Annotated in this window: 29 protein-coding genes; 15 read left to right on the forward strand and 14 right to left on the reverse strand. The window is 70.6% G+C overall.

The window, feature by feature from the left end; genetic code table 11:
* The 3 genes from J7E94_RS18830 to J7E94_RS18840 all read left to right on the forward strand — a co-directional run.
* Positions 1-636, forward strand: a 636-nt coding sequence (locus tag J7E94_RS18830) for a DUF1707 domain-containing protein (RefSeq protein ID WP_215016846.1), incomplete at its 5' end; no start/stop codon positions are given.
* A gap of 75 nt (positions 637-711) precedes the next feature.
* Positions 712-1,302 carry a TIGR03086 family metal-binding protein gene (locus tag J7E94_RS18835; protein ID WP_215016848.1) on the forward strand — a complete coding sequence of 197 codons (591 nt, stop codon included), beginning with the start codon at positions 712-714 and terminating at the stop codon, positions 1,300-1,302.
* A gap of 132 nt (positions 1,303-1,434) precedes the next feature.
* On the forward strand, positions 1,435-1,833 hold the full coding sequence (locus J7E94_RS18840; protein ID WP_374224466.1) for a WhiB family transcriptional regulator: 399 nt from the start codon (positions 1,435-1,437) through the stop codon (positions 1,831-1,833).
* A 448-nt stretch (positions 1,834-2,281) separates the two neighbouring features.
* Here the strand turns inward: J7E94_RS18840 and glpX are convergent, their stop codons facing one another.
* Positions 2,282-3,313: a class II fructose-bisphosphatase gene (gene glpX, locus J7E94_RS18845; protein WP_215016852.1), complete on the reverse strand. Its 1,032-nt coding sequence runs from the start codon at positions 3,311-3,313 to the stop codon at positions 2,282-2,284.
* 237 nt (positions 3,314-3,550) lie between these two features.
* Between glpX and J7E94_RS18850 the strand changes: the two genes are divergently transcribed.
* A complete protein-coding gene (locus tag J7E94_RS18850) occupies positions 3,551-4,069 on the forward strand; it encodes a DUF4245 domain-containing protein (RefSeq protein WP_251056881.1) in 519 nt (172 codons plus the stop codon).
* 198 nt (positions 4,070-4,267) lie between these two features.
* Here the strand turns inward: J7E94_RS18850 and J7E94_RS18855 are convergent, their stop codons facing one another.
* The 4 genes from J7E94_RS18855 to J7E94_RS18870 form a co-directional block, all read right to left on the reverse strand.
* A complete protein-coding gene (locus J7E94_RS18855) occupies positions 4,268-4,858 on the reverse strand; it encodes a malonic semialdehyde reductase (protein ID WP_215016856.1) in 591 nt (196 codons plus the stop codon).
* Positions 4,859-4,964: 106 nt separating this feature from the next.
* On the reverse strand, positions 4,965-5,186 hold the full coding sequence (locus tag J7E94_RS18860; RefSeq protein WP_215016858.1) for an exodeoxyribonuclease VII small subunit: 222 nt from the start codon (positions 5,184-5,186) through the stop codon (positions 4,965-4,967).
* Positions 5,187-5,286: 100 nt separating this feature from the next.
* Entirely contained in the window at positions 5,287-6,534 is a 1,248-nt protein-coding gene (gene xseA, locus J7E94_RS18865) for an exodeoxyribonuclease VII large subunit (protein WP_215016860.1), read from the reverse strand.
* A 33-nt stretch (positions 6,535-6,567) separates the two neighbouring features.
* Positions 6,568-8,076: an APC family permease gene (locus tag J7E94_RS18870; protein ID WP_251056877.1), complete on the reverse strand. Its 1,509-nt coding sequence runs from the start codon at positions 8,074-8,076 to the stop codon at positions 6,568-6,570.
* A 95-nt stretch (positions 8,077-8,171) separates the two neighbouring features.
* Here J7E94_RS18870 and J7E94_RS18875 point away from each other — a divergent pair, with 95 nt between their 5' ends.
* Together J7E94_RS18875 and ppgK are read left to right on the forward strand one after the other, a co-directional pair.
* Entirely contained in the window at positions 8,172-9,176 is a 1,005-nt protein-coding gene (locus tag J7E94_RS18875; protein ID WP_215016862.1) for a 4-hydroxy-3-methylbut-2-enyl diphosphate reductase, read from the forward strand.
* A gap of 21 nt (positions 9,177-9,197) precedes the next feature.
* A complete protein-coding gene (ppgK, locus tag J7E94_RS18880; RefSeq protein WP_285440794.1) occupies positions 9,198-9,935 on the forward strand; it encodes a polyphosphate--glucose phosphotransferase in 738 nt (245 codons plus the stop codon).
* Positions 9,936-9,989: 54 nt separating this feature from the next.
* On the opposite strand, the gene J7E94_RS18885 is transcribed toward ppgK, so the two are convergent.
* Positions 9,990-10,502 carry a DUF6542 domain-containing protein gene (locus J7E94_RS18885; protein ID WP_215016865.1) on the reverse strand — a complete coding sequence of 171 codons (513 nt, stop codon included), beginning with the start codon at positions 10,500-10,502 and terminating at the stop codon, positions 9,990-9,992.
* Positions 10,503-10,636: 134 nt separating this feature from the next.
* On the opposite strand from J7E94_RS18885, the gene ychF reads away from it, so the two are divergent.
* Positions 10,637-11,725: a redox-regulated ATPase YchF gene (gene ychF, locus J7E94_RS18890; protein ID WP_215016867.1), complete on the forward strand. Its 1,089-nt coding sequence runs from the start codon at positions 10,637-10,639 to the stop codon at positions 11,723-11,725.
* Between the two features lie 112 nt (positions 11,726-11,837).
* On the opposite strand, the gene J7E94_RS18895 is transcribed toward ychF, so the two are convergent.
* Positions 11,838-12,419, reverse strand: a complete 582-nt coding sequence (locus J7E94_RS18895) for a Uma2 family endonuclease (RefSeq protein ID WP_215016869.1) — start codon at positions 12,417-12,419, stop codon at positions 11,838-11,840.
* Between the two features lie 108 nt (positions 12,420-12,527).
* Here J7E94_RS18895 and J7E94_RS18900 point away from each other — a divergent pair, with 108 nt between their 5' ends.
* Positions 12,528-13,280, forward strand: coding sequence for a hypothetical protein (locus tag J7E94_RS18900; RefSeq protein WP_215016870.1), 753 nt, complete (start codon positions 12,528-12,530; stop codon positions 13,278-13,280).
* Positions 13,281-13,533: 253 nt separating this feature from the next.
* On the opposite strand, the gene J7E94_RS18905 is transcribed toward J7E94_RS18900, so the two are convergent.
* Positions 13,534-15,627, reverse strand: a complete 2,094-nt coding sequence (locus tag J7E94_RS18905) for a type I restriction-modification system subunit M/S (protein ID WP_215016872.1) — start codon at positions 15,625-15,627, stop codon at positions 13,534-13,536.
* A 759-nt stretch (positions 15,628-16,386) separates the two neighbouring features.
* Positions 16,387-16,545 (reverse strand): DUF6000 family protein, encoded by a 159-nt coding sequence (locus tag J7E94_RS35975; RefSeq protein ID WP_215016874.1) that lies wholly within the window; start codon positions 16,543-16,545, stop codon positions 16,387-16,389.
* A 291-nt stretch (positions 16,546-16,836) separates the two neighbouring features.
* Here J7E94_RS35975 and J7E94_RS18915 point away from each other — a divergent pair, with 291 nt between their 5' ends.
* Complete coding sequence (locus tag J7E94_RS18915; RefSeq protein WP_215016877.1) at positions 16,837-17,055, forward strand: restriction endonuclease fold toxin-2 domain-containing protein; 219 nt, start codon at positions 16,837-16,839, stop codon at positions 17,053-17,055.
* A 14-nt stretch (positions 17,056-17,069) separates the two neighbouring features.
* Entirely contained in the window at positions 17,070-17,609 is a 540-nt protein-coding gene (locus J7E94_RS18920; RefSeq protein WP_215016880.1) for a hypothetical protein, read from the forward strand.
* A gap of 135 nt (positions 17,610-17,744) precedes the next feature.
* On the opposite strand, the gene J7E94_RS18925 is transcribed toward J7E94_RS18920, so the two are convergent.
* Positions 17,745-18,008 (reverse strand): type II toxin-antitoxin system RelE/ParE family toxin, encoded by a 264-nt coding sequence (locus tag J7E94_RS18925; protein ID WP_215016882.1) that lies wholly within the window; start codon positions 18,006-18,008, stop codon positions 17,745-17,747.
* Complete coding sequence (locus J7E94_RS18930; protein ID WP_215016884.1) at positions 18,001-18,270, reverse strand: type II toxin-antitoxin system Phd/YefM family antitoxin; 270 nt, start codon at positions 18,268-18,270, stop codon at positions 18,001-18,003. Before J7E94_RS18930 ends, J7E94_RS18925 begins: the two co-directional genes overlap by 8 nt.
* A gap of 397 nt (positions 18,271-18,667) precedes the next feature.
* Here J7E94_RS18930 and J7E94_RS18935 point away from each other — a divergent pair, with 397 nt between their 5' ends.
* Positions 18,668-19,831 (forward strand): S8 family peptidase, encoded by a 1,164-nt coding sequence (locus J7E94_RS18935; RefSeq protein WP_251056879.1) that lies wholly within the window; start codon positions 18,668-18,670, stop codon positions 19,829-19,831.
* Positions 19,832-19,897: 66 nt separating this feature from the next.
* Here the strand turns inward: J7E94_RS18935 and J7E94_RS18940 are convergent, their stop codons facing one another.
* Complete coding sequence (locus J7E94_RS18940) at positions 19,898-20,923, reverse strand: SMP-30/gluconolactonase/LRE family protein (protein ID WP_215016889.1); 1,026 nt, start codon at positions 20,921-20,923, stop codon at positions 19,898-19,900.
* Positions 20,924-21,003: 80 nt separating this feature from the next.
* On the opposite strand from J7E94_RS18940, the gene J7E94_RS18945 reads away from it, so the two are divergent.
* The 4 genes from J7E94_RS18945 (at position 21,004) to J7E94_RS18960 (ending at position 24,799) form a co-directional block, all read left to right on the forward strand.
* Positions 21,004-21,441 carry a MarR family winged helix-turn-helix transcriptional regulator gene (locus J7E94_RS18945; protein WP_215016891.1) on the forward strand — a complete coding sequence of 146 codons (438 nt, stop codon included), beginning with the start codon at positions 21,004-21,006 and terminating at the stop codon, positions 21,439-21,441.
* 134 nt (positions 21,442-21,575) lie between these two features.
* Positions 21,576-22,769, forward strand: a complete 1,194-nt coding sequence (locus tag J7E94_RS18950) for an esterase family protein (RefSeq protein WP_215016893.1) — start codon at positions 21,576-21,578, stop codon at positions 22,767-22,769.
* Between the two features lie 147 nt (positions 22,770-22,916).
* The gene (locus tag J7E94_RS18955; protein ID WP_215016895.1) at positions 22,917-24,011 is read left to right on the forward strand and encodes an esterase family protein; all 1,095 of its coding nucleotides are present in this window, start codon (positions 22,917-22,919) and stop codon (positions 24,009-24,011) included.
* Positions 24,008-24,799 (forward strand): serine protease, encoded by a 792-nt coding sequence (locus tag J7E94_RS18960; RefSeq protein WP_215016897.1) that lies wholly within the window; start codon positions 24,008-24,010, stop codon positions 24,797-24,799. Before J7E94_RS18955 ends, J7E94_RS18960 begins: the two co-directional genes overlap by 4 nt.
* Positions 24,800-24,824: 25 nt before the next feature.
* Here J7E94_RS18960 and J7E94_RS18965 read toward each other — a convergent pair whose 3' ends face one another.
* Positions 24,825-25,733, reverse strand: coding sequence for an EamA family transporter (locus tag J7E94_RS18965; protein WP_215016899.1), 909 nt, complete (start codon positions 25,731-25,733; stop codon positions 24,825-24,827).
* A gap of 46 nt (positions 25,734-25,779) precedes the next feature.
* The coding region (locus J7E94_RS18970; protein WP_215016901.1) for an isocitrate lyase/phosphoenolpyruvate mutase family protein at positions 25,780-26,167 on the reverse strand (388 nt) is incomplete at its 5' end.

Below are 26,167 nucleotides of genomic sequence, written 5' to 3' on the forward strand. Positions count from 1 at the left end.
GCCCCGGCCTCCGCCCCGGCCCCCGCCGAGTTGCGCGCCTCCGACGCCGACCGGGACCGGATCGCGCAGATCCTGGCCGATGCGCTCGCCGAGGGCCGGCTGACCGCCGAGGAGCACTCCGAGCGCCTGGACTCGCTGTACGCCCTCAAGACGGTGGGCGCGCTCGAAACCCTCGTAGGGGACCTGCCCGTCCCCGGCAGCGGCCACACCCCGGCCGCCTACGCGACGCCCGGCCCCGGCGGGCCCGTCGAGAACGTCGTCGCCGTGTGCAGCAGCTCCGCCCGCAAGGGCCGCTGGCGCCCCGGCGCGCACACCCGCGCGGTATCGGTCATGGGCGACATCACCATCGACCTCACCGAGGCGGTCTTCGAGCAGCAGGTGACCGAGATCAACGTGACCTGCGTCCTCGGGAACGTCGAGGTCCTGGTCCCGGAGAACGTCACCCTGCGCGGCTACGGCAGCGGCGTCCTCGGCAACTTCGAGGTGCGCGGCGAGGGCCGGGGCGAGACCGACCCGCAGGCCCCGGTGGTGATCGTCCGCGGCTTCGCGCTCCTCGGGAACATCGAGGCCCGCCCCAAGTTCGGCGCCCGCCTGGTCGATCTGGCCCTCAAGCTGCGCAAGCGCCTGGACGGCTGACCCACCGCGCCGGCCGCGGCACCAAACGGCCCCGCTCCGGCGGTATTTGGCCGAAGTGCTTCTAGGATCCGGATCATGACCGCATCCAAGTGGGACCTGCTCGACCACGCACACGAAGCCCTGCGCATCGCCGTCATCGGCGTGCCCGCCGACGCGTGGGACCGCCCGACGCCGGCCGAGCAGTGGAACGTCGCCCAGGTGTTCCAGCACGCGGCCGGCGACCAGCTCGCGTACGCCGCCCGCCTCACCGGCGGTGCCGGTCCCTCCGCGGACCCTTTCGCACCCTCGGGCACCCTCGCGGGCCCCCCGGCGCAGCTGCTGGAGCCGGCGCTCGCCGCCGCGGCCGAGGCCTTCGCCGCGGTCGCGCCCTGGACCGCGGACGTGGCGGTCCCGCTGCCCCCGTTCGCCGTGTCCGCCGAGACGGCCGTCGGCGCGGCCGCCCTCGACGCGGCGGTGCACGCCTGGGACATCGCCGTCGCCACCGGTCAGGTGTCGGCGCTGACGGATGCCCTGGCCGCCTCCCTGCGCCCGGCCGCCGACGCCCTCGTCGAGCCCCTGCGCGGCTTCGCCTACGGCCCGGCGCTGCCGGCGCCCGAGTCCGGCGCCGCGGACGGCCTGCTGGCCTTCCTGGGCCGGGATCCGCGGTGGGCGCCGCCCGCGGTGTGACGGGGCGCGGGGGAGGGGCACGTTTCGGACGAACCCTTGCGGGGCGGCGGCACACCGTGCATAGGGCAGCGCACAGCGGGTAAGGACAGTCGCATCGTCTCTCGCTCGCGTATCCGTCGTCAGGAGTAGACCGTGCCGCACCCGCCGCATCAGTCCCTGCAGGTTGCCGCCATACCGACTCTTCAGGGGCGTCCGGCCGCCGTGCCGAAGCCGCGGGTGCCGGCGAGGCAAGAGGACGGGCCGTGGCACGCGGAGGCGGTCTGCCGCCGCGACGAGGCGGGGCTCTTCTTCGCCCCCTCCAAGGAGCCCACGGCGGCCCGGCTCTCCCGCGAGGAGGCCGCCAAGCGGGTCTGCGCCCGCTGCCCGGTGATGGTCGCCTGCCGGGAGCACGCGCTGCTGCAGCCCGAGCCGTACGGGGTCTGGGGCGGGCTCACCGCCGCCGAGCGGCGGGTGGTGCTGGCCCGGATGCGGCGCAGGTCCGCCGAGCTGCGCCAGGCGCCGGGGGCCGGGCCGATCGCTGCCGCGGGCTGAGGCGGTCGCGGGCTGCGTAGTGGTCGAGGGCTGAAGCAGCTGGGGGCGAAGCCGTTGCGGGCCGAGGCGCCCGCAGGTGGCACCTCCGCGGTTCGAGGCCCTGCGGGTCGAGGCCCTGCGCATCGAGGTCCTGCGGGTCGAGGCCCTGCGCATCGAGGTCCTCGCGGGCCGAGGCCCCGCGGGTCGAGGCCCTCGTGGATGGGGCGTTGCGGGTCGAGGCCTTCGCGGGTCGGGGCCCCGCGGGTCGAGGCACTCCGCCGGTTGAGGCCGTCGGCCGCCGAACTCGTCGCCGCCGGCCGCGGGCCGAGCCGGGGCGCGAAGCCCCGTAGGCCTGCCGAGGCGCGCGATGTGGACGTCGTACGCGTCCTGCGCGAGGTATGCGTACATGCCGGAGGGGCGGTCCCCGCCGCACACGGGAACCGCCCCTCTCGCTGTGCCGCCGCCCTGCCTACAGGGCGCGGTCGAAGTCGATCGCGCTGTACGCGCGCAGCTTCGACAGGCGGTGCGTCGAGTCGATCTGCCGGATCGTGCCCGACTTCGAGCGCATGACCAGCGAGGACGTCGTCGCGGTCTCCGAGCGGTAGTGGACGCCGCGCAGCAGCTCGCCGTCCGTGATGCCGGTGGCCACGAAGAAGACGTTGTCGCCGGACACCAGGTCGTTCGTGGTCAGGACGCGGTCCAGGTCGTGGCCGGCGTCGAGCGCGCGCTGGCGCTCGGCCTCGTCCTTCGGCCACAGCTTGCCCTGGATCGTGCCGCCGAGGCACTTTATGGCGCACGCCGAGATGATGCCCTCGGGGGTGCCGCCGATGCCGAGGAGCAGGTCCACGCCGGTACCCTCGCGGACCGCCATGACCGAGCCGGCGACGTCGCCGTCCGAGATGAACTTGATCCGCGCGCCGGTCTCGCGGATCTCCTTGACGATGCCCTCGTGGCGGGGGCGGTCCAGGATGACCACGGTGACGTCCTCGACGGCCATGTTCTTGGCCTTGGCGACACGGCGGATGTTGACCGAGACGGGGGCGTTGATGTCGACGAAGTCGGCGGCCTCCGGTCCGGTGACGAGCTTTTCCATGTAGAAGACCGCGGACGGGTCGAACATGGTGCCTCGGTCCGCGGCGGCGAGCACGGCGATGGCGTTCGGCATTCCCTTGGCGTTCAGGGTGGTGCCGTCGATCGGGTCCACGGCGATGTCGACCTCGGCACCGGTGCCGTCACCGACCCGCTCGCCGTTGAAGAGCATCGGGGCTTCGTCCTTCTCGCCCTCGCCGATGACGACGACGCCGTTCATCGAGACGGTGGAGATCAGGGTCCGCATCGCGTTGACCGCGGCGCCGTCGGCGCCGAGCTTGTCGCCGCGGCCGACCCACCGGCCCGCGGCCATGGCAGCAGCCTCGGTGACCCGGACGAGTTCCAGGGCGAGGTTGCGGTCGGGGGCCTCCGGAGAGACTTCGAGCTGGGGCGGCAGGTTGTGCTCGGTCATCGGAGCGCACCTTTCTGTACGGCGACGGCCGGGAAGTGAGGGTGCTGGAAACTCTATCGGTACGTCGACATATTGAGCAGAGCGGGTCACGTATGAGCGGTATATCGGTCATTCGATTGTCCTGAGCGGACATCTTGCGGCCCGTCGGGGCGCGTCCCGCGTACGCCGCGCCGACGTCCCGGGTGACCCGGGCGGTGATCGCTCCCGGCCATGCGGGACGATGGTGCCGTGGCAGGTATGAAAGGCAAGCAGACGGTCTGGGACATGGTCCGGTCGCTGGGGGTGATCGGCATCATCGTCGCGGGGATCTACCTCTTCATCCCGCATGACGACCAGGCCGATCCGACGCAGACGGTCGACTACCGGGTGGAGACGCTCACGGCCCGGCGCGCGGCCCCGTACCCGGTGGCCGCCCCCGAGGGGCTCCCGGCGCAGTGGCGGGCGACCTCGGTGACGTACGAGCGCAAGAACGCCAACGCCTGGCACCTGGGCTTCCTCGACCCGGGCAAGCAGTACGTGGCGGTGGAGCAGTCCACGGACACCTCCGCCAAGTACCTCGGCAAGGTCACCCAGCAGGCGAAGCCCACCGGGCAGACGCAGCAGGTCGGCGACGTGGCGTGGGAGCGCTGGGACGGGGAGAAGTACGACGCCCTCGTCCGGCAGGAGCAGGGCTACGTCACGGTGGTCACCGGGACGGCCTCCTTCGAGCAGCTGGGCGCGATGGCGGCGGCGCTGGAGTTCAAGCAGGGCACGTAGGGCGGCGGGCCGCGGGCCGTACACAGCGGCCGTAGACAGCGGCCGTGGACCGCGGGCCGCGGGCCGCGGCCTCAGGGCCGGCCGCCGAATCGGCAACGCGAAGAGGCCGCGCACTCCGGAATTACCGGGTGCGCGGCCTCTTCGCGTGCCTCCGCCGCCCATCGGGCGGCCGGGGCCGGCTCAGGCGGCTCAGGCGGCTCAGACCGTGGTGATGACCTGGTCGAACTCCAGGCGCGGGGAGCGCGGGAACCAGGCGTCCTCGCCCGGCTTGCCGATGTTGACGACCATCAGCGGGGTGTGGTCGGCGTCCAGGAACTCCTTCTGGATGCCGGCGAAGTCCGCACCGGTCATCGGGCCCGCGGCCAGACCGGCGGCGCGGACGCCGACGATGAAGTACGCGGCCTGCAGCGCGGCGTTGAGCAGCGCGGACTGCTCGCGGACCGGGCGCTCGGCGAAGAACATGTCCTTGGCCTGCGGGAAGTGCGGGAGCAGCTGCGGGAGCTCCTCGTGGAACTCGTTGTCCGCGGAGAGGATCGCGACCAGCGGCGCGGCGGAGGTCTTGGCCGCGTTGCCCTCGGCCATGTGCTTCACGAGGCGCTCGCGGGCCTCGGGGGAGCGGACCAGGGTGATGCGCAGCGGGGTCTGGTTGAAAGCGGTGGGGCCGTACTTCACCAGGTCGTAGATCGCCTGGACCTGCTCCTCGGTGACCGGCTCGTCGGAGAACGAGTTGGCCGTGCGGGCCTCGCGGAACAGCAGGTCCTGCGCGGCGGAGTCAAGAACGAGAGACATCGGAAAGCCTTCTTCCATACGACGGAGGTGAAGCGTGGAGCGATGGCTGCGACTCTACGGCGAAAGTAGGTGAATTTTCAACTAAATGCCCGCGAAGTGATCAGCGTCACTCCTCGCCGCCGGCCGCTTCTCGGGCCGCGAGCGCCGAGTCCAGCCGGGCCCGGGCCCCCTCCAGCCAGTGCCGGCACACCTTCGCGAGCTCCTCGCCGCGCTCCCAGAGCGCGAGCGAGTCCTCCAGCGAGGTGCCGCCGGCCTCCAGCTTGCGGACGACCTCGATGAGCTCGTCGCGGGCCTGCTCGTACCCCAGCGCGGTTTCGGACTCTGCCATTCCCTTTTCCATCCTGTGTGTAGTGCAACGAGTTGATGGCCGCAGTGAGCCGTGAGCCGTGAGGCGTGAGGCGTGAGGCGTGAGGCGCCGTGCGGCGTCGCTACTCGGGTGCGGCCGAGGCCGCCGAGGCGGCTTCCGCAGAGCCGTCCACCGCGACCGAGAAGGTGCCCTCCGCCACCCGCGCGCGCAGCACCTCGCCCGCCGAGACCTCCTCCGGCGAGCGCACCACGTGCCCGTCGGCCCGCTGGAGTACGGCGTACCCGCGCTCCAGGGTGGCCGCCGGCGACAGCGCCACCACCCGGGCGAGGGTGTGCGCGAGCTCCGAATCGGCCCGGTCCAGCAGGTGCCCCAGGGTCCGCCGGCTGCGCGCCAGCAGGGCCTCCAGCTCGTCCTCCCGCGTCTCCACCATCCGCTGCGGGTGGACGAAGACCGGCCGGGCGAGGGCGTGCGCGAGACCCCGCTCCTCCCGGTCGAGCAGTCCGCGGACCGCCCGCAGCCCCCGGCCCTGCAGCTGGCGCACGCGCTCCAGCTCCTCGCCGACGTCCGGGACCACCTTCTTCGCCGCGTCCGTGGGCGTGGAGGCCCGCAGGTCCGCGACCAGGTCCAGCAGCGGGGAGTCCGGCTCGTGGCCGATCGCCGAGACCACCGGGGTACGGGCCGCCGCGACCGCCCGTACGACCTCCTCGTCGGAGAAGGGCAGCAGGTCCTCCACGCTGCCGCCGCCGCGCGCGACGATGATCACGTCGACCTCGTCCAGGGCGTCGAGCTCCTTGACCGCCTCGATCACCTGGGGCACCGCGTGCACCCCCTGCACGGCGACGTTGCGCACCTCGAAGCGGACCGCCGGCCAGCGGCGCCGGGCGTTCTCCAGGACGTCGCGCTCGGCCGCCGAGGCCCGCCCGACGACCAGCCCGATCAGCTGCGGCAGGAAGGGCAGCGGTTTCTTGCGGTCCAGCGCGAAGAGGCCCTCGGAGGCCAGGGACCGCTTGAGCTTCTCCAGCCGGGCGAGGAGCTCGCCGATGCCGACCGGCCGTATCTCCGTGGCCCGCAGGGACAGCTGCCCGCGCGGGGCGTACCACTCAGGCTTGGCCAGCAGGACCACCCGCGCGCCCTCCGAGACCGCGTCCGCGACCTCGTCGTAGACCTGGCGGAAGCAGGTCACGCTGACCGAGATGTCGTGCGAGGGATCGCGCAGTGTCAGGAAGACCACCCCCGCTCCCGGCCGCCGCGAGAGCTGCGTGATCTGCCCCTCCACCCACACCTGACCGAGCCGCTCGATCCAGCCCCCGATGAGCCGGGACACCTGGCCTACCGGCAGCGGCGCCTCGGCCGACGTATTCAGACCCATGCACGCAGGCTAACGGGCTCCGCTGACAGCGTCTCAGGCTCCGGCACGGGTGTCGGGATCCGGACGGTGCCGCGCGGTGCGGCCGGGGCCATCACCATCCTTGCCCGGGCTGCCGTCGGCCCTGCCGTCGGCCCTGCCGTCCACCCTGCCGTCGGCCCTGCCGTCCGGGCCGTCCCCCGAGCCCCGCCGGCCGTGCTGGGCGACGAGCACGCCCAGGCCCACCGCCAGCCACACCGCGCCCACCACCTGCGCCGTCCGGGAGGCCTCGGCGATCACGGCCACGGTCACCGCCGCGCCCAGCACGGGGGCGGCCAGGTGCTTCCACCAGTTCGGGACGCCCTCCCTCCGCTTCACCACGAACCAGCCCACCACCGAGGCGTGCAGCAGGGTGAACGCCACCAGCGCCCCCACGTCGACGACCGAGACCAGGTGGTCCAGCCCGTCGTCGCGCCGGGCCGCCCACACCGCCGCGACCAGCGTGATGACCGCCGCCACCAGCAGCGCGGGCCGCGGGGTGCCGTCCGAGGTCCGCGCCAGCACGCGCGGCAGCCGCCGTTCCCGGGCCATCGCGAACACCAGCCGCCCGGCCGCCGCCTGCCCGGCCAGCGCGGCGAAGGCCGCCCCGATCGCCTTGCTGATCGCCACCAGGTCGTGCAGCCAGAAGCCGACCGAGGACTCCACCGCGTTGTAGAAGGCCGGGCCCTGCTGCCCCGGATCCGCCGCCAGCTCCGCCGACGTGACCGGGCTGAGCAGCGCGACGAGGTAGGTCTGGGCGATGAACAGCACCCCGGCCAGCGCCAGGCAGAACAGCACCGCCCGCGCCACCCGCGCCGAGCCCCCCGTCACCTCCTCCGCGAAGGAGGCGATGGCGTCGAAGCCCAGGTACGAGAGGACGGCGACCGACACCGCGCCCAGCACCGCGCCCACGCTGAAGCCCAGCGAGCCGTCGCCGGTCAGGGGGGAGAGCCAGCCGCGCTGGGCCCCGTCGCGGACCAGCACGGTCACGGCGGCGACCAGGAAGACCAGCAGCACCAGGATCTCCATGGCCAGCACGGCGAAGCCCACCCGCGCGGCCGCCCGTACTCCCCACAGGTTGAGCACGGTGGTGATCACGACGGCAAGCGCCGTCCACACCCAGCGGGACACCTCCGGCACCAGCGCGTTCATCGCGATCCCGGAGAACAGGTACGCGACCGCCGGGATGAGGAGGTAGTCGAGCATCGCCATCCATCCGGCGATCAGGCCGGCGCCCTCGCCCAGGCCCTTGCGGGCGTAGGTGAAGACCGAGCCGGCCTGCGGGGCCACCCGCACCATCTGCGCGTACGAGAAGGCCGTGAAGGCCATCGCCACGGTCGCCGCGAGGTAGACCAGGGCCACGGCCCCGTGGGACTTGGCGTCCAGGGTGCCGAAGACCCCCACCGGGGCCATGGGGGCGATGAAGAGCAGCCCGTAGACGACCAGGTCCCGGAATCCGAGGCTCCGCCGTAGGGCGGTGGGTGCGGGCGAGGCTGCCGGCGTACTGGAATCCGTAGCGGACGCCATCCGTCCTCCGGGCGATAGGCGGAACAATCTTTCGGGTCCTCCGGGCAAGTGTGTGCCGTACGGGGGACGTCCGGCCTGCTGGAGACCCCCGTACGATGGAGCGTATGAGTGCTCCCGCCCCTGCTCCCGCTTCCCGCCGTGTCCTGCTCGCCGCGCCCCGCGGCTACTGCGCGGGCGTGGACCGAGCCGTGATCGCCGTCGAGAAAGCCCTCGAGCAGTACGGGGCGCCGGTCTACGTCCGGCACGAGATCGTGCACAACAAGTACGTCGTCCAGACGCTGGAGAAGAAGGGCGCCATCTTCGTCGAGCGGACGGAGGAGGTGCCCGAGGGCTCCATCGTGATGTTCTCCGCCCACGGCGTGGCGCCGGTGGTGCACGAGGAGGCGGCGCGCGGCAAGCTCGCGACGATCGACGCGACGTGCCCGCTGGTCACCAAGGTGCACAAGGAAGCCATCCGCTACGCGAACGAGGACTTCGACATCCTCCTCATCGGCCACGAGGGCCACGAGGAGGTCATCGGCACCTCCGGCGAGGCCCCGGACCACATCACGATCGTGGACGGTCCGGACGACGTGGCCAACGTCGAGGTGCGCGACGAGTCGAAGGTCGTCTGGCTGTCCCAGACCACCCTCTCGGTCGACGAGACGATGGAGACGGTCGACGCGCTGAAGACGAAGTTCCCGCTGCTCGTCTCCCCGCCCAGCGACGACATCTGCTACGCCACCTCGAACCGGCAGGCCGCGGTCAAGGTGATGGGCGCCGACTCCGACCTGGTCATCGTCGTCGGGTCGAAGAACTCCTCGAACTCCATCCGGCTGGTCGAGGTCGCCCTCGACGCGGGCGCCCGCGCCGCGCACCTGGTGGACTTCGCCAGCGAGATCGACGAGGCCTGGCTGGAGGGCGTCACCACGGTCGGCCTGACCTCGGGCGCCTCGGTGCCGGAGGTCCTGGTCGAGGAGGTGCTGGAGTGGCTGGCGGAGCGCGGTTACGCGGACGTGGAGATCGTCAAGACGGCGGAGGAGTCCATCATCTTCTCCCTGCCGAAGGAACTGCGCCGCGACCTGCGTGCGGAAGCGGCGGAACTGGTCGCCGACAAGTAACTCCTTTCGTACGGTATGTCCATGCAGATCATGGGTGTGGACATCGGTGGTTCCGGGATCAAGGGCGCTCCCGTCGACCTGGACCGTGGCGAACTGGCGCTGGAGCGCCACAAGGTACTGACACCGCAGCCGGCCACCCCCGAGGGGGTGGCCGGCTGCGTCGCGGAGGTGGTCGGCGCCTTCTCGTGGTCGGGCCTGGTCGGGGTCACCTTTCCCGGGGTGGTCACGAACGGCATCACGCGTTCGGCGGCCAACGTGGACAAGGCGTGGGTCGGGGTCGACGCGGCGGCGCTGCTCACGCGCGAGCTGGGCGGCCTGCCGGTCACGGTCCTCAACGACGCGGACGCGGCGGGGGTCGCGGAGATGACGTACGGGGCCGGGCGGGGGCGGGGCGGCACGGTCATCCTGCTCACCTTGGGCACGGGCATCGGGAGCGCCCTGTTCACGGACGGGCGCCTGGTCCCGAACACGGAGCTCGGGCACCTGGAGCTGAAGGGCCACGACGCGGAGACGCGGGCGTCGGTGAAGGCCAAGGAGGACGGGGACCTCACGTGGGAGCGCTGGGCGCACCGCGTCCAGAGGTACCTGGCCCACGTGGAGATGCTGTTCTCCCCGGACCTCTTCATCATCGGGGGCGGCGTCAGCCGCAAGCCGGAGAAGTTCCTGCCGCTGATCGAGGGCATCCGGGCCGAGATCGTCCCGGCGAAGCTCCAGAACAACGCGGGCATCGTGGGCGCGGCGATGGCGGCGAAGCACTGAGCGGGGGCGGAGGTATGCGAGGAGGCGGCTAGGCGACGCGGTCAGGCGACGCGGTCAGGCGACGCGGCGGGGCATCCGACGCCTGCCGATCAGCACGGCCTTCCTGACCACGGCGATCAGGGCGGCGGCCAGCGTCCCCGCGTACAGCCAGCCGGCGTGCAGGGACAGGACGGACACCAGCCCCATCAGCTGCCCGCCGACGCCGCCGGAGCCTCCCGAAAGGGGCCACGCTCCGGCGGCGAAGGCGATGGGGGCGGCGATCGGCGCGGTGATCAGGTCGGCGGGCCGTACCCAGAGGGCGGTGACGGTCGCCACGGGCAGGAAGAGCAGCCCGTAGACGAAGAGCGAGGACCCGAAGAGCAGCCAGGAGACCCCGCCCGCCAGCACCATGGCGGCGCACGCGAACAGCCCGCCGCCGAGCCCGGTCAGCCGGGGCCGGGGCAGCCGCCGCGCGAGCGCGGGCCGGGTCCGGCCGCCCTGCGCGGGTACGGCGGCGGTCGGCGCGCCCCGACGCTGGGCCGGGGGTCGCTGTGGGTGAGGTGCCGGTCGCGTCCTGTATCGCTCCACCCCACCAAACTAGGCGGGGAGGCCGCCGGATCCGGCTGCGGACACGCGTACATCCACCGCCACTCATCGGAAAGTAGACTGTCCGATGGCCCACTCCGGGCCGCCGCCCCCTCCAGCTACGGGAAGTCGCCAACGTGTCGCTCACGATCGGAATCGTCGGCCTGCCGAATGTCGGCAAGTCGACCCTGTTCAACGCCCTGACCAAGAACGACGTGCTGGCGGCCAACTACCCGTTCGCCACCATCGAGCCGAACATCGGCGTCGTCGGCGTCCCGGACCAGCGCTTGGCCGTCCTCGCGGGCATCTTCGGATCGCAGCGGGTCATCCCGGCCACGGTCGACTTCGTCGACATCGCGGGCATCGTGCGCGGCGCCTCGGAGGGCGAGGGCCTGGGCAACAAGTTCCTCGCCAACATTCGCGAGTCCGACGCGATCTGCCAGGTCATCCGCGCCTTCAAGGACGAGAACGTCGTCCACGTCGACGGCAAGGTCTCGCCGAAGGACGACATCGAGACGATCAACACCGAGCTGATCCTCGCCGACCTCCAGTCCATCGAGAAGGCCGTCCCGCGCCTGACGAAGGAGTCCCGCCTCCAGAAGGAGAAGGTCGCGGTCCTGGCGGCGGTCGAGAAGGCCCAGAAGATCCTCGAGGCGGGCGACACGCTCTTCTCCCACGGCATCACCAAGGGCACGGAGCAGGGCGACCTCCTCCACGAGCTGCACCTCCTCACCACCAAGCCCTTCCTCTACGTCTTCAACGTGGACGAGGACGAGCTGACGGACGACGCCTTCAAGGCGGAGCAGAGCGCGCTCGTCGCCCCGGCCGAGGCGATCTTCCTGAACGCCAAGCTGGAGTCGGACCTGGCGGAGCTGGACGACGAGGAGGCCCTCGAACTCCTCCAGTCGGTCGGCCAGGAGGAGCCCGGCCTGGCCACCCTCGGCCGCGTCGGCTTCGCCACCCTGGGCCTGCAGACCTACCTGACGGCCGGCCCGAAGGAAACCCGCGCCTGGACGATCAAGCAGGGCGCCACCGCCCCCGAGGCCGCCGGCGTGATCCACACCGACTTCCAGCGCGGCTTCATCAAGGCCGAGGTCATCTCGTTCGCGGACCTGGTCGAGTGCGGCTCGGTCAACGAGGCCCGCGCGAAGGGCAAGGCCCGCATGGAGGGGAAGGACTACGTCATGCAGGACGGCGACGTGGTCGAGTTCCGCTTCAACGTGTAGCGGTCGCGTTACCGTATGTTAGATAGTTTCGTCAAGCGTGCAGGTCAGAAAGGGTCGGACTCTGGTGAGTCCGACCCCTTCTGCGTTCCCGTGCTGACTTGGTGCTGACTTTTCAGTTGCCCTGCGGCGGAGTGAGCTTGTCGAGGTCCAGGCTGATCTCGAACGGCACCGGGCGCTGGAGGGTGCCCCGGAAGATACCGGCAGGCGCGTAGGCGCCGGTCGGTTCGTCGAGCTCGTAGACGTGGACGACAGGTGCGCCATCCTCGTCCTCGATGCACCAGTAGTGCGGGATGCCGGCCTCTGCGTACTTGCGGAGTTTTACTGTGCGATCGCGATGGGCGGACTCCGGGGAGACGACCTCGATGACGAGCTGGACGTCCTCCGGTGCGAACCAGGTACGGTCGCCGTCGAAATCGGCCGTCGTCACCAGCAGGTCCGGTTCGGGCCGGTTGCGCGGGTCGAGCTTGATGGTCATCTCGCGGCCGACTCTGGTGTCGGCGGGCACCTGCTCCATGAGTGCGACGGTGAGCATGGTGACGAGGTGGCCGTGCCACCACCTCTGGGGCGACATCATGAAGACGAGGGCTCCATCGATCAGCTCGGTGTGGCGGGGTGCCTCGGGGAGGCGGTCGAGGTCCTCCGCGAACCAGCCTTCCGCGCGCGGCGGGCGCATCCAGTCGGGCAGTGCGGTCATGGCTTCACGGTAGCGGCCCGCAGCTCAGGCTGGAGAGCCAACGATCCCGGCCGGAGGTTTTTCGGCAACTTGCCGCACCATAACCGGCCACCCACCTAACATCCGGCCATGAGCGACTCATCGGTCCAGATCGCCACGGTGGTCATCTCCGTGGCGGCTCTCGTCTTCTCAACGACGGCCGCGTTTTGGGCCCTCGTATACAACCGACGTCAGGCGAGAGCGGTTGTGCAAGCCAACGCCCTCACGGAGAAGGCGCAACGCGAGCAGGCGGAGCCGTACGTCGTCGTCGACATCAGGCCTCGTATCCCTGGGTCATCGCTGCTCGTGCTGGTGATCGAGAACATCGGTCAGACCCTGGCCCGCAACGTACGCATCTCGGTGAGCCCTCCGCTGCAGACCACTCTGGGGGCGGAGCGGGCAGCGACTCTCAATCGTGTTGTTGATCGCCCTATCGCCACCCTGCCTCCGACGCGCCGCATTCCCTTCGTCATGGACGTAGGCCATCAACTGTTCTCCTCGGAGCTGCCCAAGGTCTACGAGTTCCGGGTGGAGTCGGACGGACCCTTCGGTCGCGTGGACCCGCTCACCTACACGGTGGATCTCGAAGCTCTCAGGGACAGTGCCCTTGAGACCGATTCGACGGAGTGGAGCGCGCACCAGATCGCCAAGCACCTCAAGAGAAGTGCGGATGCGCGGGAGGGGCAGTCGCGCTCCGCCGAAGCACTGAGCCGCCAGATTCAGAGAGCACTGGAACGTCAGAACCCGGAACGCGGGGCGGACATTGGGTGCCCCAGCTCGGTGGAGTCCGCCGTCCAGCAGATCCCCATGGAGCCGCTGGGTGATGGCGGCGCTCTCGCGTGATGGATGACGTAATCCCGTGCTGATTCTGTGCTGACTTGTCCCCCTCAGAACCACGTTTACGCAGGTCAGAGCTCTGTGCGACACGTTCCGCTTCAGCGTGTGATCACTCCGTTACTGTACGCTAGGTGATCCGTCAAGCGTGCAGGTCGACTTTGTCTAGAACAACGTTTTCGCCAGTGAAAGGGGTCGGGCTCTGGCTCTGGTGAGCCCGCCCGGCCCCTTCTAGGGTGTGGATCCGGCGGCAGGTCGCTTGTTATGGCGTTGGGATGATGCCTCCGTCCAGCGCGCCGTGGCGGATGCGCCGCGTCAGGTCGAGCTGTTCGCGCAGCAGGCGCTCGTGTTCGTCCAGCTGCGTGATGGTGTCGGCGATCGCCTGCTGGGTTGCGAGGTCGGGCAGCACTACGGGCAGATCGCCGAGTACGCCGAGGGAGATGGTCTTCATCTTCATGCTCCCCGTGGAGTGGGTTTCCAGCCACGTACGGGCCTCCGGACCGCGCAAGTACGCAGCGAAGTAGTCGGCGTCCAGTCCGGTAGGGGGACGCAGCACGAAGCATCCGGTGCCGCACACCCAGCCGTGCTGCTCCTCGCGGACGACGGCGGCTCGCCCAAGCTCCCCTCGGCGCGCCAAGACGACGTCGCCGCGTCGGAGGCGGAAGCGCTCCAGCTCCGTTGCCTGTCGCTCGCTGATGCGTCGGATGCTCGCCGTGCTGAAGCCGTTCCCCGTCAGGTCTTTGGGCATCACGACGGGGACGCCGTCGGCGTCGACGTAGTGGTCGGCACGGATCAGGCTCCCCGACGGTCCCGCGAGCAGCAGGCCCGGGGCCGGGGCCTCGAACAGCCCCTCCACGGTGCCCTCCACGACGCGCCGGAGCGGCACACGCGGGACCTCGGTTTCGCTGCGGGCCACCCGCTCGCTCCGGTCGAAGCTCGTGCGCAGGCGGGCAGTCGCCCCCGCTGTCGACTCGGCCCGCCCCACCAGCTCGTCGAGCAGGCGACGCGTGTCCAGCGCCGCGGGGGGTCGCTCCCGCGCTGGCGCCACGTACAGCCGGGGGTCGAGGGGACAGCCGTCGTTCTCCAGAATCTCTCCGTACGGGACCGAGCAGGAGAAGCCGGGTTCGTCCGGGATCGCGCGGGGAGACCGCAGCCATGCCTGAAACCGGCCGACGATGCGCTCCCTGGCCGCCGCACCGAGCACACGTGCTTGGCGCGGAGCCTGCGTACCAAGTCGGCTCGCGTCGATGAAGAGGACGGAATCGGTTTCGCCGACGGGCATGTGGCGGGACTTGTCGCGGGCGAGCAGCCAGAGGTGCACAGGGACCGTTGTGTGGGAGAAGAGATTGGCCGGTAGCGCGACGACGGCGAGAAGTGCGCCTCCGATCAGCATGTCCCTGCGGATCTCCGCCTCGCGACCGCGTGCGGAGGCGGCACCCAACGGCATGATCAAGGCCGCCTTGCCCTTTTCGCTGAGTCGGGTCCACGCGAGTTGGAGCCAGGCGAAGTTCGCGTTCGACTCGGGCGGCGGCCCGAAGGGCCAGCCGATTCGTTCAAGACCCTGGACGCGCTGGTTGAACGGCGGATTGCACAGCACGAAATCGGCCATGCCGTTGCCCAGGCTCCGGAACAGCGACTGGGGATCGGAGGCACGCACGATGGGCCGGTCAATTCCATGCATTGCCAGGTTCAGCATGGCTAGGTCAGGGTTGCGGTGATCCATGGCGTAGCCCTCGAACGAGGCGTCCCCGGCGTGGCCCTGCTTCGCGATGTGCTGCGCGGCGGCGACGAGGAACCCCCCGGTGCCGCAGGCGGGGTCCAGTACGCGATCGCCGGGCTGGGGTGACAGCGATTCTGCAAGCAGGCGCGTGAGCGCGCGCGGGGTGTGGTATTCGCCCGTCTGAGCAACGCTCTCCGCGACGTAGCGTTCGAGGAGTAGACCGCTGACCTCTGCGAGTCCGGCCTCGGCGGCTGTCGGGGGTTGTTGGAGCGCGGCGAGGAAGTCCGCCGCCCACGGCAGGTCACCCGTTGCCTCGCCGTTGTCGACGAACACGTTCTCTAGATTCCAAGGTGCGCGCGCGGGAAACCGCTCGTGCCTGGCAGCGAGGAAGAGCGCGTCACTCAGGTCCCTCAGCGGTGGGTACCCGGTCCGTGCTTCCGCGGTGGCTCTGGACCACCGTTTGACGAGGTCGTCCCCTGGGTCATTCACAGAGCCGATGAATCGGGCGAGCACCAGGATGGCGAGCATCGCGGTGAGGTCGCGGTCCGTGCTCCGGCCTCGCTGAAAGGGTGCGTACGCCCGCCACAGCCGGTCGACGACCGTTGCGGCAGAGCTTTTCGCTTCTGTGGTCTCCACGGGGGACTCCTCGCTCGAACGCCGTCTCACTTCAGCCGGCTGATGACGTACGCGGCCGCCGGCACAAGCATCAGCAGACACAGACGCAGCGTCGTCCCCGTGCTCTGCATCGCCTTTCCCAGCAGATCGAAGAACGCCTTCATTCCTCGGTTCCCCCCGTTTCTCTTAGTGCGCAGCAGTGCTGCGCACCCATGAGTTTGTTGTCGTTGGTGTTGATGGGCCTCCGGAGCTCTGTACCGGAGGCCCACAAATGGGAAAGTAGCAGCTTCGCCAGGTGGTGTGCTGCGGCGGTGGCGGCACATCGAGGGCGAGTCGGGGTTGTGCGCAGAAGTACTGCGCAGTCGCCCTTACCGAGTTCTTGCTGCTTAGGGCACCCCGCAAGAGGTATGGCGGGTGGGCGAGTTGGTCGTGCGATGGCATCAGGTGTGATGCAGCTCACAGTGGTGGTGTGTCGCCGATGCGGGGTGCGGTGCCGGCGCGCCCGGGGGAGGCTTCGTGGCCGACGCAAACGGCAGCTCACGACGACTTCAATAGCCCCGGCCGCCCCGGGTCGAACCCCCGCGGACCGCCCCCGGCTTGGGGACTGGATGAGCGACCATGGCCCCGTGGCGGCCCTGAGCTGGACGCACCGCTTCAACGTCTGGTTGATCCCGCGGTTTGGCGTTCCGGCTCGCCTCGGAGGGGCACCGGACGCCTTGTCGACGGCGGCGCGGCTCCGCTCCCGCTCTCGAGCCCGGCGGCGGTGGACTCCGACAGGTGTCAGGGGCGGGACCAACTGTCAGCGAAGTCGCAGCCGAGGTCGGTTCGGGGCAGGTAGTGGTCGAGGTAGGCAGTGAGGATCTCGGCGTCCGCTTGGGTGCCGAGGCGGGCCAGGGCGAAGCAGTAGGCCTTGCCGGAGTAGCCGGCCTCGCCGGCCAAGAGCAGGTCGCCGATGCGCTCCGCGGATGCGTCGGTGATCGTGGCCGCGTCGTTGATCAGCCGGCGGGTGAAGCGTTTGGCGTGCCGCCACCCCGGCCGCAGGAGGGCGCGCCGTTCAATGCGAGGTAGCGCGGGTGTGCCGAGTCCGTCCTCGTCACGTAGCGCTTGATGACGTGGTTGTGGCCGACCTCCTCGGGGTGCTGGAACGGCATGTGGTCACCTCTCGTGCGGTGGGCGGTCGCGGCGCCAGAAGGTGGGGAGCCACCAGCAGACTCTGACCAGCCCGTCAAGGTGGACGCAAAGGGAAAGATCGCTTGGGATTTTGAGATCGACTCCGTGTACGCCGGTGATGAGCGGGAGCTCGTCCGGTACAAGCAGGCCATGGAGAACACCGCGAACAGCGAGATACGCGGCCTGGAGATCGTCACGAACGGCAAGGGCAACGCTGCCTACTGGCAGTCCATGATGGCGATGTCGGGTACGCCGGGCTCGACGCGATACGTGCCGTGAGACAAAGGAAGACCGTGCCCACTGAACGGAACATCCGCACCAATTTCGCCTTCTATCCGCCCCGGGGCGATGGTGGAGCTTGGCGTGCCACTGCCGAGGCCCTGGAGACGGCCTTGAGGGAGGCCTTCCCCGATCCCACCGTGGAGTATCGAATCTCGGGTATCCACAGTGTCCCGGTGCTCGATTTTGAGATCGAGCTGGTGCCGGGCGTATGGATCGACGGGACGGCATCGATGCCCAAGCCCGACTATGCGTACATCACACTGACTGACGTGACCGCGGGCGAAGCCGCTGTCTTCGCGCGGTGGCTCCGGGACTCCTTTGTGCCTGCACCCCACCTCGTCTGGTTCGCGAGCAGCCTCGCCGTGGCGAACGGCGAGCAGGACCCCTGGCCGCTGCCGGCCGAAGGCGGCGACGAAGAGGTTGCGGCGGAGCTGCGCAGGCACCTCGACTCCGTCGAGACCCCTGAGGCCAGTCCGCAGAGAGTCCGCAGGACACCCGTAAGCGACCGTCCGGAACCGATCGAGCTTCAGGCTTTCCGCTTCAACGTGTAGTCGAGTCGTTACTGCACGCGCCAGGTGGTACGCCAAGCGTGCAGGGCAGAAGGGGTCGACTCCTCCGGGAGGCGGCCCCTTCGTCGTCACCGTGCTTGAGGGGTGCTGGATATTCTGACGTGGGGTCAGGGGTAATCAGGTCTCGTAAACGGTGGACCGATGCCCCACGTGAACGACCCAGACCACCAGTTCCCCGTTGTCGATCGTGTAGACGACCTGGTAATCGCCGACTCGCAGTCGGCGGCCTTCTGGCTGCGACACGAGCGCGGTGGTGTTGAAGCCGAGGGGATCACTCTCCAGCTCGGTCAGCTTGGCCAGGATGCGCAGCGCTATGTCGCGAGGGATCTTCCGAAGTTCGGCTTGCGCCTCAGGTCGGAAGACGGTTCGGTACTCACTCACCGCGCGCCAGCGTCTCCCGCATGATGCCCTCGATCGGGATGCCGGGCGCCGGGTTGGCCATGCGCTCGTCGATGATCCGGTTGATCTCGCGCTCTTCCCACTCCTGGTACTTCCGCAACACCTCGATGGAGACGACGGCGGCGACCTCCTTGCCTCGGCGCGTGATGACGGTGGGTACGTCGTCGCGATCGGCGCGCTCCACGACCTCGGCGAGGTGTGCGCGCACGTCGCGGATGGACTCCATGGGCAGCGGCTGCGTCATGGGCTCAAGCGTACCGGGTGTGCCATGTGTACACCAGCGCTACGCCGCCGGCTGCTCAAGGGTCCTCGGGCAGGCTGACCGAATAAGGCAGTCCGCAGGGCGCTCCCAGCGCCCGCCGGCGGCCAACGCGACCAAACGGTGAACGGAGCGTGTCACGGATGGCCGGCCGCCGCAGTCGGAGTCGGCCGCGCCCTCGGACGTGGGGTCTTGTGCCTCCAGTCGGCGGACTTGGGCCGTGGGGCGTCGGGGGTGGCGGGATGGGATCGCTCAGCATCGGCACGTGCAAGCCGTACGTGCCGTGCCCCGACGGGTCGACGGGCCGACGGGTCGACGGGTCGACGGGTCGACGGGCCGACGGGTCGACGGGCCGACGAAAGATCAGGTGCAAGCGATGAGAATGCGCTTCGGCGCAGTGCTGACCGCCGCCCTCCTCGTGGCCGGCCTCCAGGTCGCCGCGACCTCCGCCGCGCAGGGGGCCCCGCCGCCGGGGGATCTTCGGCTCGCTCCGGCCGCCACTGCCGTCCCGGACACCTGGATCGTCGTGCTCAAGGACGGGACGGACATGGCCGGGACCGAGGCCATGGCCACCGGGGCGGGCGGGGAGGTCGGGCACGTCTACCGCAGCGCCCTGCGCGGCTTCTCGATCCGGGCGTCGCAGGAACAGGTCGCCGAGCTGGCTGCCGACCCGCGCGTCGCGTACGTGGAGCAGGACGCGGAGGTACGGGCCGCGGACACGCAGGCGGGCCCGCCGTGGGGCCTCGACCGGATCGACCAGCGGGCGCTGCCGCTGTCGCAGGCGTACACGTACGACGCGACCGCCGCGAACGTGACCGCGTACGTCATCGACACCGGCATCCGCACCACCCACACGGACTTCGGCGGCCGGGCGCGCGTGGGCTTCGACGCCTTCGGGGGCAACGGCCAGGACTGCAACGGCCACGGCACCCATGTGGCCGGGACCCTGGGCGGTGCCGCCTACGGCGTGGCGAAGGGCGCCTCGCTCGTGTCCGTCCGGGTGATGAACTGCAGCGGCTCCGGCACCGTCTCCGGGGTGATCGCGGGGGTCGACTGGGTGTCGGCGAACGCCGCCGAGCCCGCCGTCGCCAACATGAGCCTCGGCGGCGGGGCCAGCTCGGCCCTGGACAGCGCGGTCGCCCGGTCGATCTCCGCGGGCGTCACCTACGCGGTCGCCGCGGGCAACTCCTCCGCCGACGCCTGTGATTCCTCGCCCGGCCGCACCCCGTCGGCCCTCACCGTCGGCGCGACCCTGCGCTGGGACGCCCGCGCCTCCTTCTCCAACTACGGTTCGTGCCTGGACCTGTTCGCCCCGGGCGTCGGCATCACCTCGGACTGGTACACGGGCAACGCCGCGACGAACACCCTCTCCGGTACCTCCATGGCCGCCCCGCACGTGGCCGGCGCGGCCGCGCTCTACCTGGCGGCCCACCCGGACGCGAGCCCGGCCCAGGTCGGCGACGCGGTGGCGGCCGGCGCGACGGCGGGGGCCGTCGTGGCCCCCGGCGCCGGCTCGCCGAACCGGCTCCTGTACTCCCGTTTTTGATGGAGGCCTGGTTTCGAGGGGCCGGACTCCGGTGGTGAGTCCGGCCCCTCCGGCCTGTCGGGAGGGTCAGAGGCCGCGGACCGACGCGACCGTGAAGGTGGTGGGGGCGCCGCCGTCCGGGGACATGGGGCCGCCCTTGTCGAACTGCGAGCGGACCACCAGCGTGCGGCCCCGGGTGTGGGTCAGGGTCGTGGGGATCTGGAGGGACGGGTCCGTGACCGTGTGGACCAGGCGGGCGCGGGTGCCGTCCGCCGTGAGCTGCCAGCGGGTCAGGGTGTTGGTGATGTTGTGCGCCACGCGCAAGGTCCCGTCGGGGGAGAGGTCGAGGCCATCGGCCGCCTTCAAGTCGGGGGCCTCGGAGTCCGGGGCCTTCGAGTCGACCGCCTTCGGGCCGGCGCCGGTGAGGGCGACCCGGACGATGGCGCCGCTGCGGAGGTCGACGCGGTAGAGGTCGCCGCCCGTCATGTCGACGGTGAGCAGGTAGCGGCCCGCCCGGTCCGAGATGATGCCGTTGAGGGTGAAGGTCCCCTCGGGCCGGGGGCGCAGGACCGGGTTGAGGTCGTAGGCCTCGGTCAGGGCACCGCCGCCGGCGGCCAGCTGGGCCGGGGTGGCGCGGTAGACCACCCCGCGGACGCTGTCCGTCAGGTACGCGGTGCCGTCCGGGGTGACGGTCAGGTCGTTGACGAAGCGCGGGGCGGTCCCGGCCACCTCGAAGCGGGCCAGGCGGGCTCCGCTCGCGGCGTCGTAGACGGAGACGCCGGCGGTGGAGTCCGTCACCCACAGGCGGCCCCGGGTATCGACGCGCAGGCCGTTCGCCGTGTGCCGGCCGTCGGTGCCGGAGGGCAGGAACACCTCCGCCTCGGACCGGCCGGGGCGGGCCCGGTAGACGGTGCCGTCCGTGTACGAGCCGACGTAGACCGTGTGCGTACGGGGATCCGTGGCTATGCCCTCGGGGTAGACCTTCGCGCCGGGTAGGGAGAAGGCCGTGGATATACGGGCATCCGCGCGGTCATCGCCCGCCTGGGCCGGCGTCGCTCCCAGGGTGAGGGCCCCGGCCAGGGCGGTGGTCAGGGCAGTGGCCAGAAGCTTCATCAGATGTGTCCTCTACTGAGTAGGTGTAGGCGAATGTATGTTAGAGGTCTAATGTTCGCAAGGGGCCGTAGGATGCGGGAATGACCTCCATGGCCCCCAAGGAGCGCATCGGCTCTCATCTGAAGCGCGCTGAGCAGGCACTCCTCGCGGCGAAGAACGCCGCGTGCAAGCCGGCTGCAGTAACGGTTCCGCAGTACGCGGCCCTCCTCTGGCTGGCCGAGAAGCCCGGCATCTCCGCCGCCGCCCTCGCCCGGCTGTGCGGGGTGACGCCGCCGACGATGAACACCGTGCTGAAGAACCTCCAGGAGCGCGGGTTCATCGAGCGGACTCCGCACGAGTGGCACCGCAATGTGCTGGAGACCCGGCTCACGGTCGCGGGGCGCACGGCGCTGGAGCTGGCGGACGCCGGGGCGGTGCGGGTGGAGCGGGCGCTGGCCGCCGCCTTCACCGGCGAGGAGCGGGAGTTGCTCATCCAGCTGCTGGGCCGGTGTGCGGAGGCGCTGGACGCCCGGCGTTAGCCCGCAGTTCCGTTGAGATCCCCGTCATGTTTTTGCCGGGATTTGGAACTGTCCGGGGTATTCGTACATCAGGACCAGGGGATACCCAGTCGTTCTGTCCTCGGGGACAGTCGTGACCGTTCGGAGCGAAGTTCGTGCACCAGTACCCGCAGAGCCCGCGGCCTGACCAGCCGCCGTACCAGGACCCTTCGGAGCGGTACCCGCAGGATTCCCCGTACCCGGAGCAGCCGTGTCAGGAGCTGCAGTACGGGCAGACTCCGCAGTGCAAGCGGTCCCGCCGCGCGATATGGATCAGCGCGGCGGTCGCCTTCGTGCTCCTGCTCGGCGGCGGGGGCGGCTTCGCGGCCTGGAAGCTCGACTGGTTCTCCGGCAACGGCGAGCACGTGAGCTTCGGCGCGGCCAACCCGCCCCCGGCCGCGGACAAGAAGGCCACCCCGAGCGAGGCCCCCAAGCCCTCCGGCGACCCGGACGTGCTCATGCCGACCGGACCGAAGTCCGAGTTCAAGCAGTCCACCAAGCTCGACGACGGCACGATCATCGCCAAGACCCGCCTCACGGGCGCGAAGTCCGGCTTCGAGGGCGACGTGTGGGTGTGGGCGCCCAAGGAGTACGACGACCCGAAGTACGCCAAGAGCGGCTTCCCGGTCCTGATCGCGCTCCCCGGCGGCAACGGCTTCCCCGGCAACTACTGGGCCGACCGCAGCCTCGGCCTCCAGAAGGCCATCGGCGAGGGCGTGCAGGCGGGCACCAGCCTCCCCTTCATCGTGGTCATGCCGGTGCTCAACCCGGACAACAAGTACTACTACGACGGAGCCGACATACCCGGCCAGCCCAAGATGGGCACCTGGATCGCCGAGGACATCCCGGCCTTCACCAAGGCCAACTTCCGTACGTACAAGTCCCGTGACGGCTGGGCCTTCATGGGCTCCTCCTCCGGCGCCTTCGTCGGCATGAAGACGGTCCTGCAGTACCCCGACCGCTTCAAGGCCGTGATAGCCAGCGGCGGCGAGATCGTCCCCGACTCCCCCCTCTGGAAGGGCCACCAGGCGGAGATGGACGCGAACAACCCCGAGAAGCTCGCGAAGAAGCTGATCGACGCCAACGGCCCCGAGGTCTACATCAACTTCCAGATAGGCACCAAGGAGAGCGGGAGGGAGCGGATGGCGAAGTTCCAGCAGCAGTTCGGCAAGGGCCCGGTCAAGACGACCATCCGCGACATCCAGAACGGCGAGCACAACGGCTGGCACTACGTCCGGGGCATGAAGGAAGGCTCCCTGGAGTGGATCAGCAAGGTGCTCAAGGCTCCCAAGCCCGATACCGCCGGCTGACGCCCGTACGGCGCGTGGCACTCGCCACGTCACCCCCGTCCCAGGCAACCCCTCCCGTCGTTCTCATCTCTGTAAAGGGTGTAAGGGGGACCGATCGGTCCGGCCCGCGCTCCGTACCGAGCGCCGGATGAGGAACGGGACAAATCCGTGCAGCATGACCAGCAAGGCGACGGCAGCCCCCTGACCGAGGGCGGCCGTCGCCCCAAGCGCCTGCGCATGACGCTGATCGGCGGTGGGCTCGCGCTCACCCTCGCGGCGGGCGGGGGAGCGGCAGCGTACAACTACGGGCTCTTCTCGGACACAGGGGATCCTGTCTCCTTCGAGAAGGTCCAGGAGAAGGCCTCCAAGGCCTCCAAGGCCTCCGACGTCCCGCCGGGCGTGCTGATGCCCACCGGCCCGAGGGCCGCGTTCGTCCGCACCAGCCGGCTGCCGGACGGCACACAGATCGCCAAGACCACGCTGACCGGCAAGAAGTCCGGATTCACGGGCGACGTGTGGGTGTGGGTGCCCAAGGAGTACGACGACCCGAAGTACGCCAAGAGCGCCTTCCCGGTCCTGATCTCCCTGCCCGGCGGCCGCGGCTACCCCGCGAACTACTGGGGGACGGGCCCCGGCCTCGGCCTCCAGAAGGCCGTCAGCGACGGGGCGAAGGCCGGGACGAGCCTGCCCTTCATCCTGATCATGCCGGTGCACAACGCCGACACCCGGCACCACTTCGACGCCTCGGACATCCCCGGGCAGCCCAAGATGGGCACCTGGATGGCCGATGACATCCCGGATTTCACGAAGGCCAATTTCCGGACCTTCACCTCCCGCGACGGGTGGGCCTTCATGGGCTCCTCGGCGGGCGGATTCGGCGCCTTCAAGCACCTCCTGAAGTACCCCGACCGCTTCAAGGCCGCCATCGCGAGCGGGGTCGACATCGTCCCCGACTCCCCGCTCTGGAATGGGAACACGCAGGCCATGGACGAGAACAACCCCGAGAAGCTCGCCTCGAAGCTGATCGAGGAGGGCGGTCCGGATGTCTACATCAGCTTCCAGATCGGCACCGCGGAGAGCGGCCGCGACAAGGCCGAGCAGTTCATGAAGGAGTACGGGAAGGGCCCCGTGCATACCAGGCTGCAGGTGATCCAGGATGGTGAGCACAACGGGAAGTCGTACGTACGCGGAATGCGGGAGGGCTCTCTGGAGTGGATCAGCAAGGTGATGTCCGCGCCGACCCCCGACCCCGGCGCGCGATGAGCACGGTGGCGAAGGGGGCGTCGGCGGCCGCCGCCGCGGGGATCGCGGCGGTGTGCGCCGTCGCCTTCCTCAAGACGCCGGGCGACCGGCCGGTGCACCCCTTCCCCACCGTCGGCGTGCTCATGGCCAACGGGGAGCACTGGTGCACGGCGAGCGTCGTCGACAGCCCGCAGGGCAATGTCGTCGCCACCGCCGCGCACTGCGTCGCCCCCGCCGGGGAGGACGGGCAGCCGGGCGAGGTCGCCCACGACGGCCTGGCCATCGGCGAGCTCGCCTTCGTCCCCGCCTTCTCGGGCGAGGGCTCCGGCACCCAGCCCCTCGGGGTGTGGAAGGTCCGCTCGATCCACGTGGACGACCGCTGGACGAGGTGGGGCGACGACACCGCCGACTTCGCCTTCCTCACCATCGCGCCCGACTCCGACGGGCGCAGCGTCCAGGAGGCCGTGGGCGGACGGGCCGAGGCCCCCCAAGCGGACTGGACCTCCGGGTACGAGCGGGACGTGACCGTCGTCGGCTACCCGGAGTCCGAGCACAACCCGCAGAACAAGCCCGTCTCCTGCACGACGCAGACCCGCCACGACGACGATGACCCCGACATGCTCTACATCAGCTGCGCCGGATTCTGGACGGGCACCAGCGGCAGCCCCTGGATCGCCGACCGGGGCGGGGCCGACCGGCCCGGGCAGCTGATCGGGGTGCTGAGCGGCGGCGACACGGACGTGGACTCCACGGCCGCGCTGTTCGACGAGCGGGCGAAGGCGCTGTACGAGCGGGCGGCGCGGGATTAGCCCCGGGGACCCCTGCCCTTGCCCGCTACTTGCGCTCCGTGCTGACGATCACGCCCACCGCCGCCACGACGATCGCGCCGCCGAGCACGATCGGCCAGGTCAAGGCCTCGTCGAGGATGAGCGCGCCGAGCGCCACCGCCACGACCGGATTGACGTAGGCGTACGTGGACACCAGCGACAGCGGCGCCGCCTGGAGCAGCCACACGTACGCCGTGAAACCGACGAGCGAGCCGAAGACCACCAGGTAGCCGAGCGCCAGCCAGGAGGCGGTGGAGAAGGCCGCCGGGTCAAGGCCGCGGTGCTCGCCGCGCAGGAGGCCGACGAGCACGCCGGCGACCCCGCCCGCGAGCATCTGGTAGGCGCTGCCGGTGAACGGATTGCCCGGCAGGTCCAGCCTCGGCGCCGAGAACGAGCCCAGCGACCACAGCACCGAGCCCGCCACCACCAGCAGCACCCCCGACAACCGCACCGCACCGCTGAGCCCCGGGCTGGTCAGCACCGCGAGCCCGGCGAGGCCCATCAGCACCCCGCCCAGGGTGCGCCGCGGGGGCCGGTCCCCGGTGGCCGTGCGCAGCACCACCACCCACATCGGCACGGCGGCGACCAGCAGCGCGGCGAGCCCGGACGGCACCGAGGTCTCGGCGAGGACGACCAGGCCGTTGCCGCCGAGGATCAGCAGCAGGCCGACCAGGACCGCCGAACCGAGCTGCGCACGGGTGACCTTGAGCGCGGCCGGGCCGTACCGCCAGGCGACGGCGCCGGCCAGCAGCAGGCCGGCGGTGATGAAACGGGCTCCGGCGGAGAGGAAGGGCGGCATGGTCTCGACCACGATCCGGATGCCGAGGTAGGTCGAGCCCCAGACGACGTAGACGAGGCCGAGGGCGGTCCAGACGGCCGCGGTGATCCGGCTCCCGGCGGGAGTTGATGTGCGCATGCCCGGATCCTAAGGTCGTTGGCCTATGCAGCGGCTTCTGGATATCTCAGCCCTTGAGCAGGCTGTTCAGCTCGCCGTACGGGAGGGCGTGCGCGAGGGACCCGTAGGTGCCGCCGGAGAGCAGCTCCTCGGTGGCGCGGCGGACCACGGCGTACGCGGCTTCGGCGACCCAGGAGCCGAGGCTGACCCGGGCGACGCCGAGGGTGCCGAGCTCGGCGACGGTGGGGGCGCCGGGGCCGACGAGGATGTTGAGCGGGGCGTCGATGCCCTTAGTCCGGGGTGGTGCCCCAGGGCTTTGAGCCGCGCCGGCGACTGAGGCGCGGGTCCGGGCAGAGCCCGGGGAACGGAGGAAGGGCGGGGCGGGGAGAGGCTCGCGCAGCAGACCACCGCCCGGCCCGCGACCCGGACGGCACCCGCACCGCGGCCCGCGCTGC

The organism is Streptomyces sp. ISL-94 (assembly GCF_018614075.1).
Lineage (GTDB): Bacteria > Actinomycetota > Actinomycetes > Streptomycetales > Streptomycetaceae > Streptomyces.

What these genes read in the sequence shown, in the direction of transcription:
- xseA (WP_215016860.1), bottom strand. Translation starts at nt 6,534, where the DNA reads ATGGGTCTGAATACGTCGGCCGAGGCGCCGCTGCCGGTAGGCCAGGTG.
- glpX (WP_215016852.1), bottom strand. Translation starts at nt 3,313, where the DNA reads ATGACCGAGCACAACCTGCCGCCCCAGCTCGAAGTCTCTCCGGAGGCC.
- J7E94_RS18960 (WP_215016897.1), top strand. Translation starts at nt 24,008, where the DNA reads ATGAGCACGGTGGCGAAGGGGGCGTCGGCGGCCGCCGCCGCGGGGATC.
- J7E94_RS18860 (WP_215016858.1), bottom strand. Translation starts at nt 5,186, where the DNA reads ATGGCAGAGTCCGAAACCGCGCTGGGGTACGAGCAGGCCCGCGACGAG.
- J7E94_RS18895 (WP_215016869.1), bottom strand. Translation starts at nt 12,419, where the DNA reads ATGACCGCACTGCCCGACTGGATGCGCCCGCCGCGCGCGGAAGGCTGG.
- J7E94_RS18930 (WP_215016884.1), bottom strand. Translation starts at nt 18,270, where the DNA reads ATGACGCAGCCGCTGCCCATGGAGTCCATCCGCGACGTGCGCGCACAC.
- J7E94_RS18965 (WP_215016899.1), bottom strand. Translation starts at nt 25,733, where the DNA reads ATGCGCACATCAACTCCCGCCGGGAGCCGGATCACCGCGGCCGTCTGG.
- J7E94_RS18935 (WP_251056879.1), top strand. Translation starts at nt 18,668, where the DNA reads ATGCGCTTCGGCGCAGTGCTGACCGCCGCCCTCCTCGTGGCCGGCCTC.
- J7E94_RS18945 (WP_215016891.1), top strand. Translation starts at nt 21,004, where the DNA reads ATGACCTCCATGGCCCCCAAGGAGCGCATCGGCTCTCATCTGAAGCGC.
- J7E94_RS18835 (WP_215016848.1), top strand. Translation starts at nt 712, where the DNA reads ATGACCGCATCCAAGTGGGACCTGCTCGACCACGCACACGAAGCCCTG.
- ppgK (WP_285440794.1), top strand. Translation starts at nt 9,198, where the DNA reads ATGCAGATCATGGGTGTGGACATCGGTGGTTCCGGGATCAAGGGCGCT.
- J7E94_RS18855 (WP_215016856.1), bottom strand. Translation starts at nt 4,858, where the DNA reads ATGTCTCTCGTTCTTGACTCCGCCGCGCAGGACCTGCTGTTCCGCGAG.
- J7E94_RS18875 (WP_215016862.1), top strand. Translation starts at nt 8,172, where the DNA reads ATGGAGCGTATGAGTGCTCCCGCCCCTGCTCCCGCTTCCCGCCGTGTC.
- J7E94_RS18940 (WP_215016889.1), bottom strand. Translation starts at nt 20,923, where the DNA reads ATGAAGCTTCTGGCCACTGCCCTGACCACCGCCCTGGCCGGGGCCCTC.
- J7E94_RS18900 (WP_215016870.1), top strand. Translation starts at nt 12,528, where the DNA reads ATGAGCGACTCATCGGTCCAGATCGCCACGGTGGTCATCTCCGTGGCG.
- J7E94_RS18870 (WP_251056877.1), bottom strand. Translation starts at nt 8,076, where the DNA reads ATGGCGTCCGCTACGGATTCCAGTACGCCGGCAGCCTCGCCCGCACCC.
- J7E94_RS18850 (WP_251056881.1), top strand. Translation starts at nt 3,551, where the DNA reads ATGAAAGGCAAGCAGACGGTCTGGGACATGGTCCGGTCGCTGGGGGTG.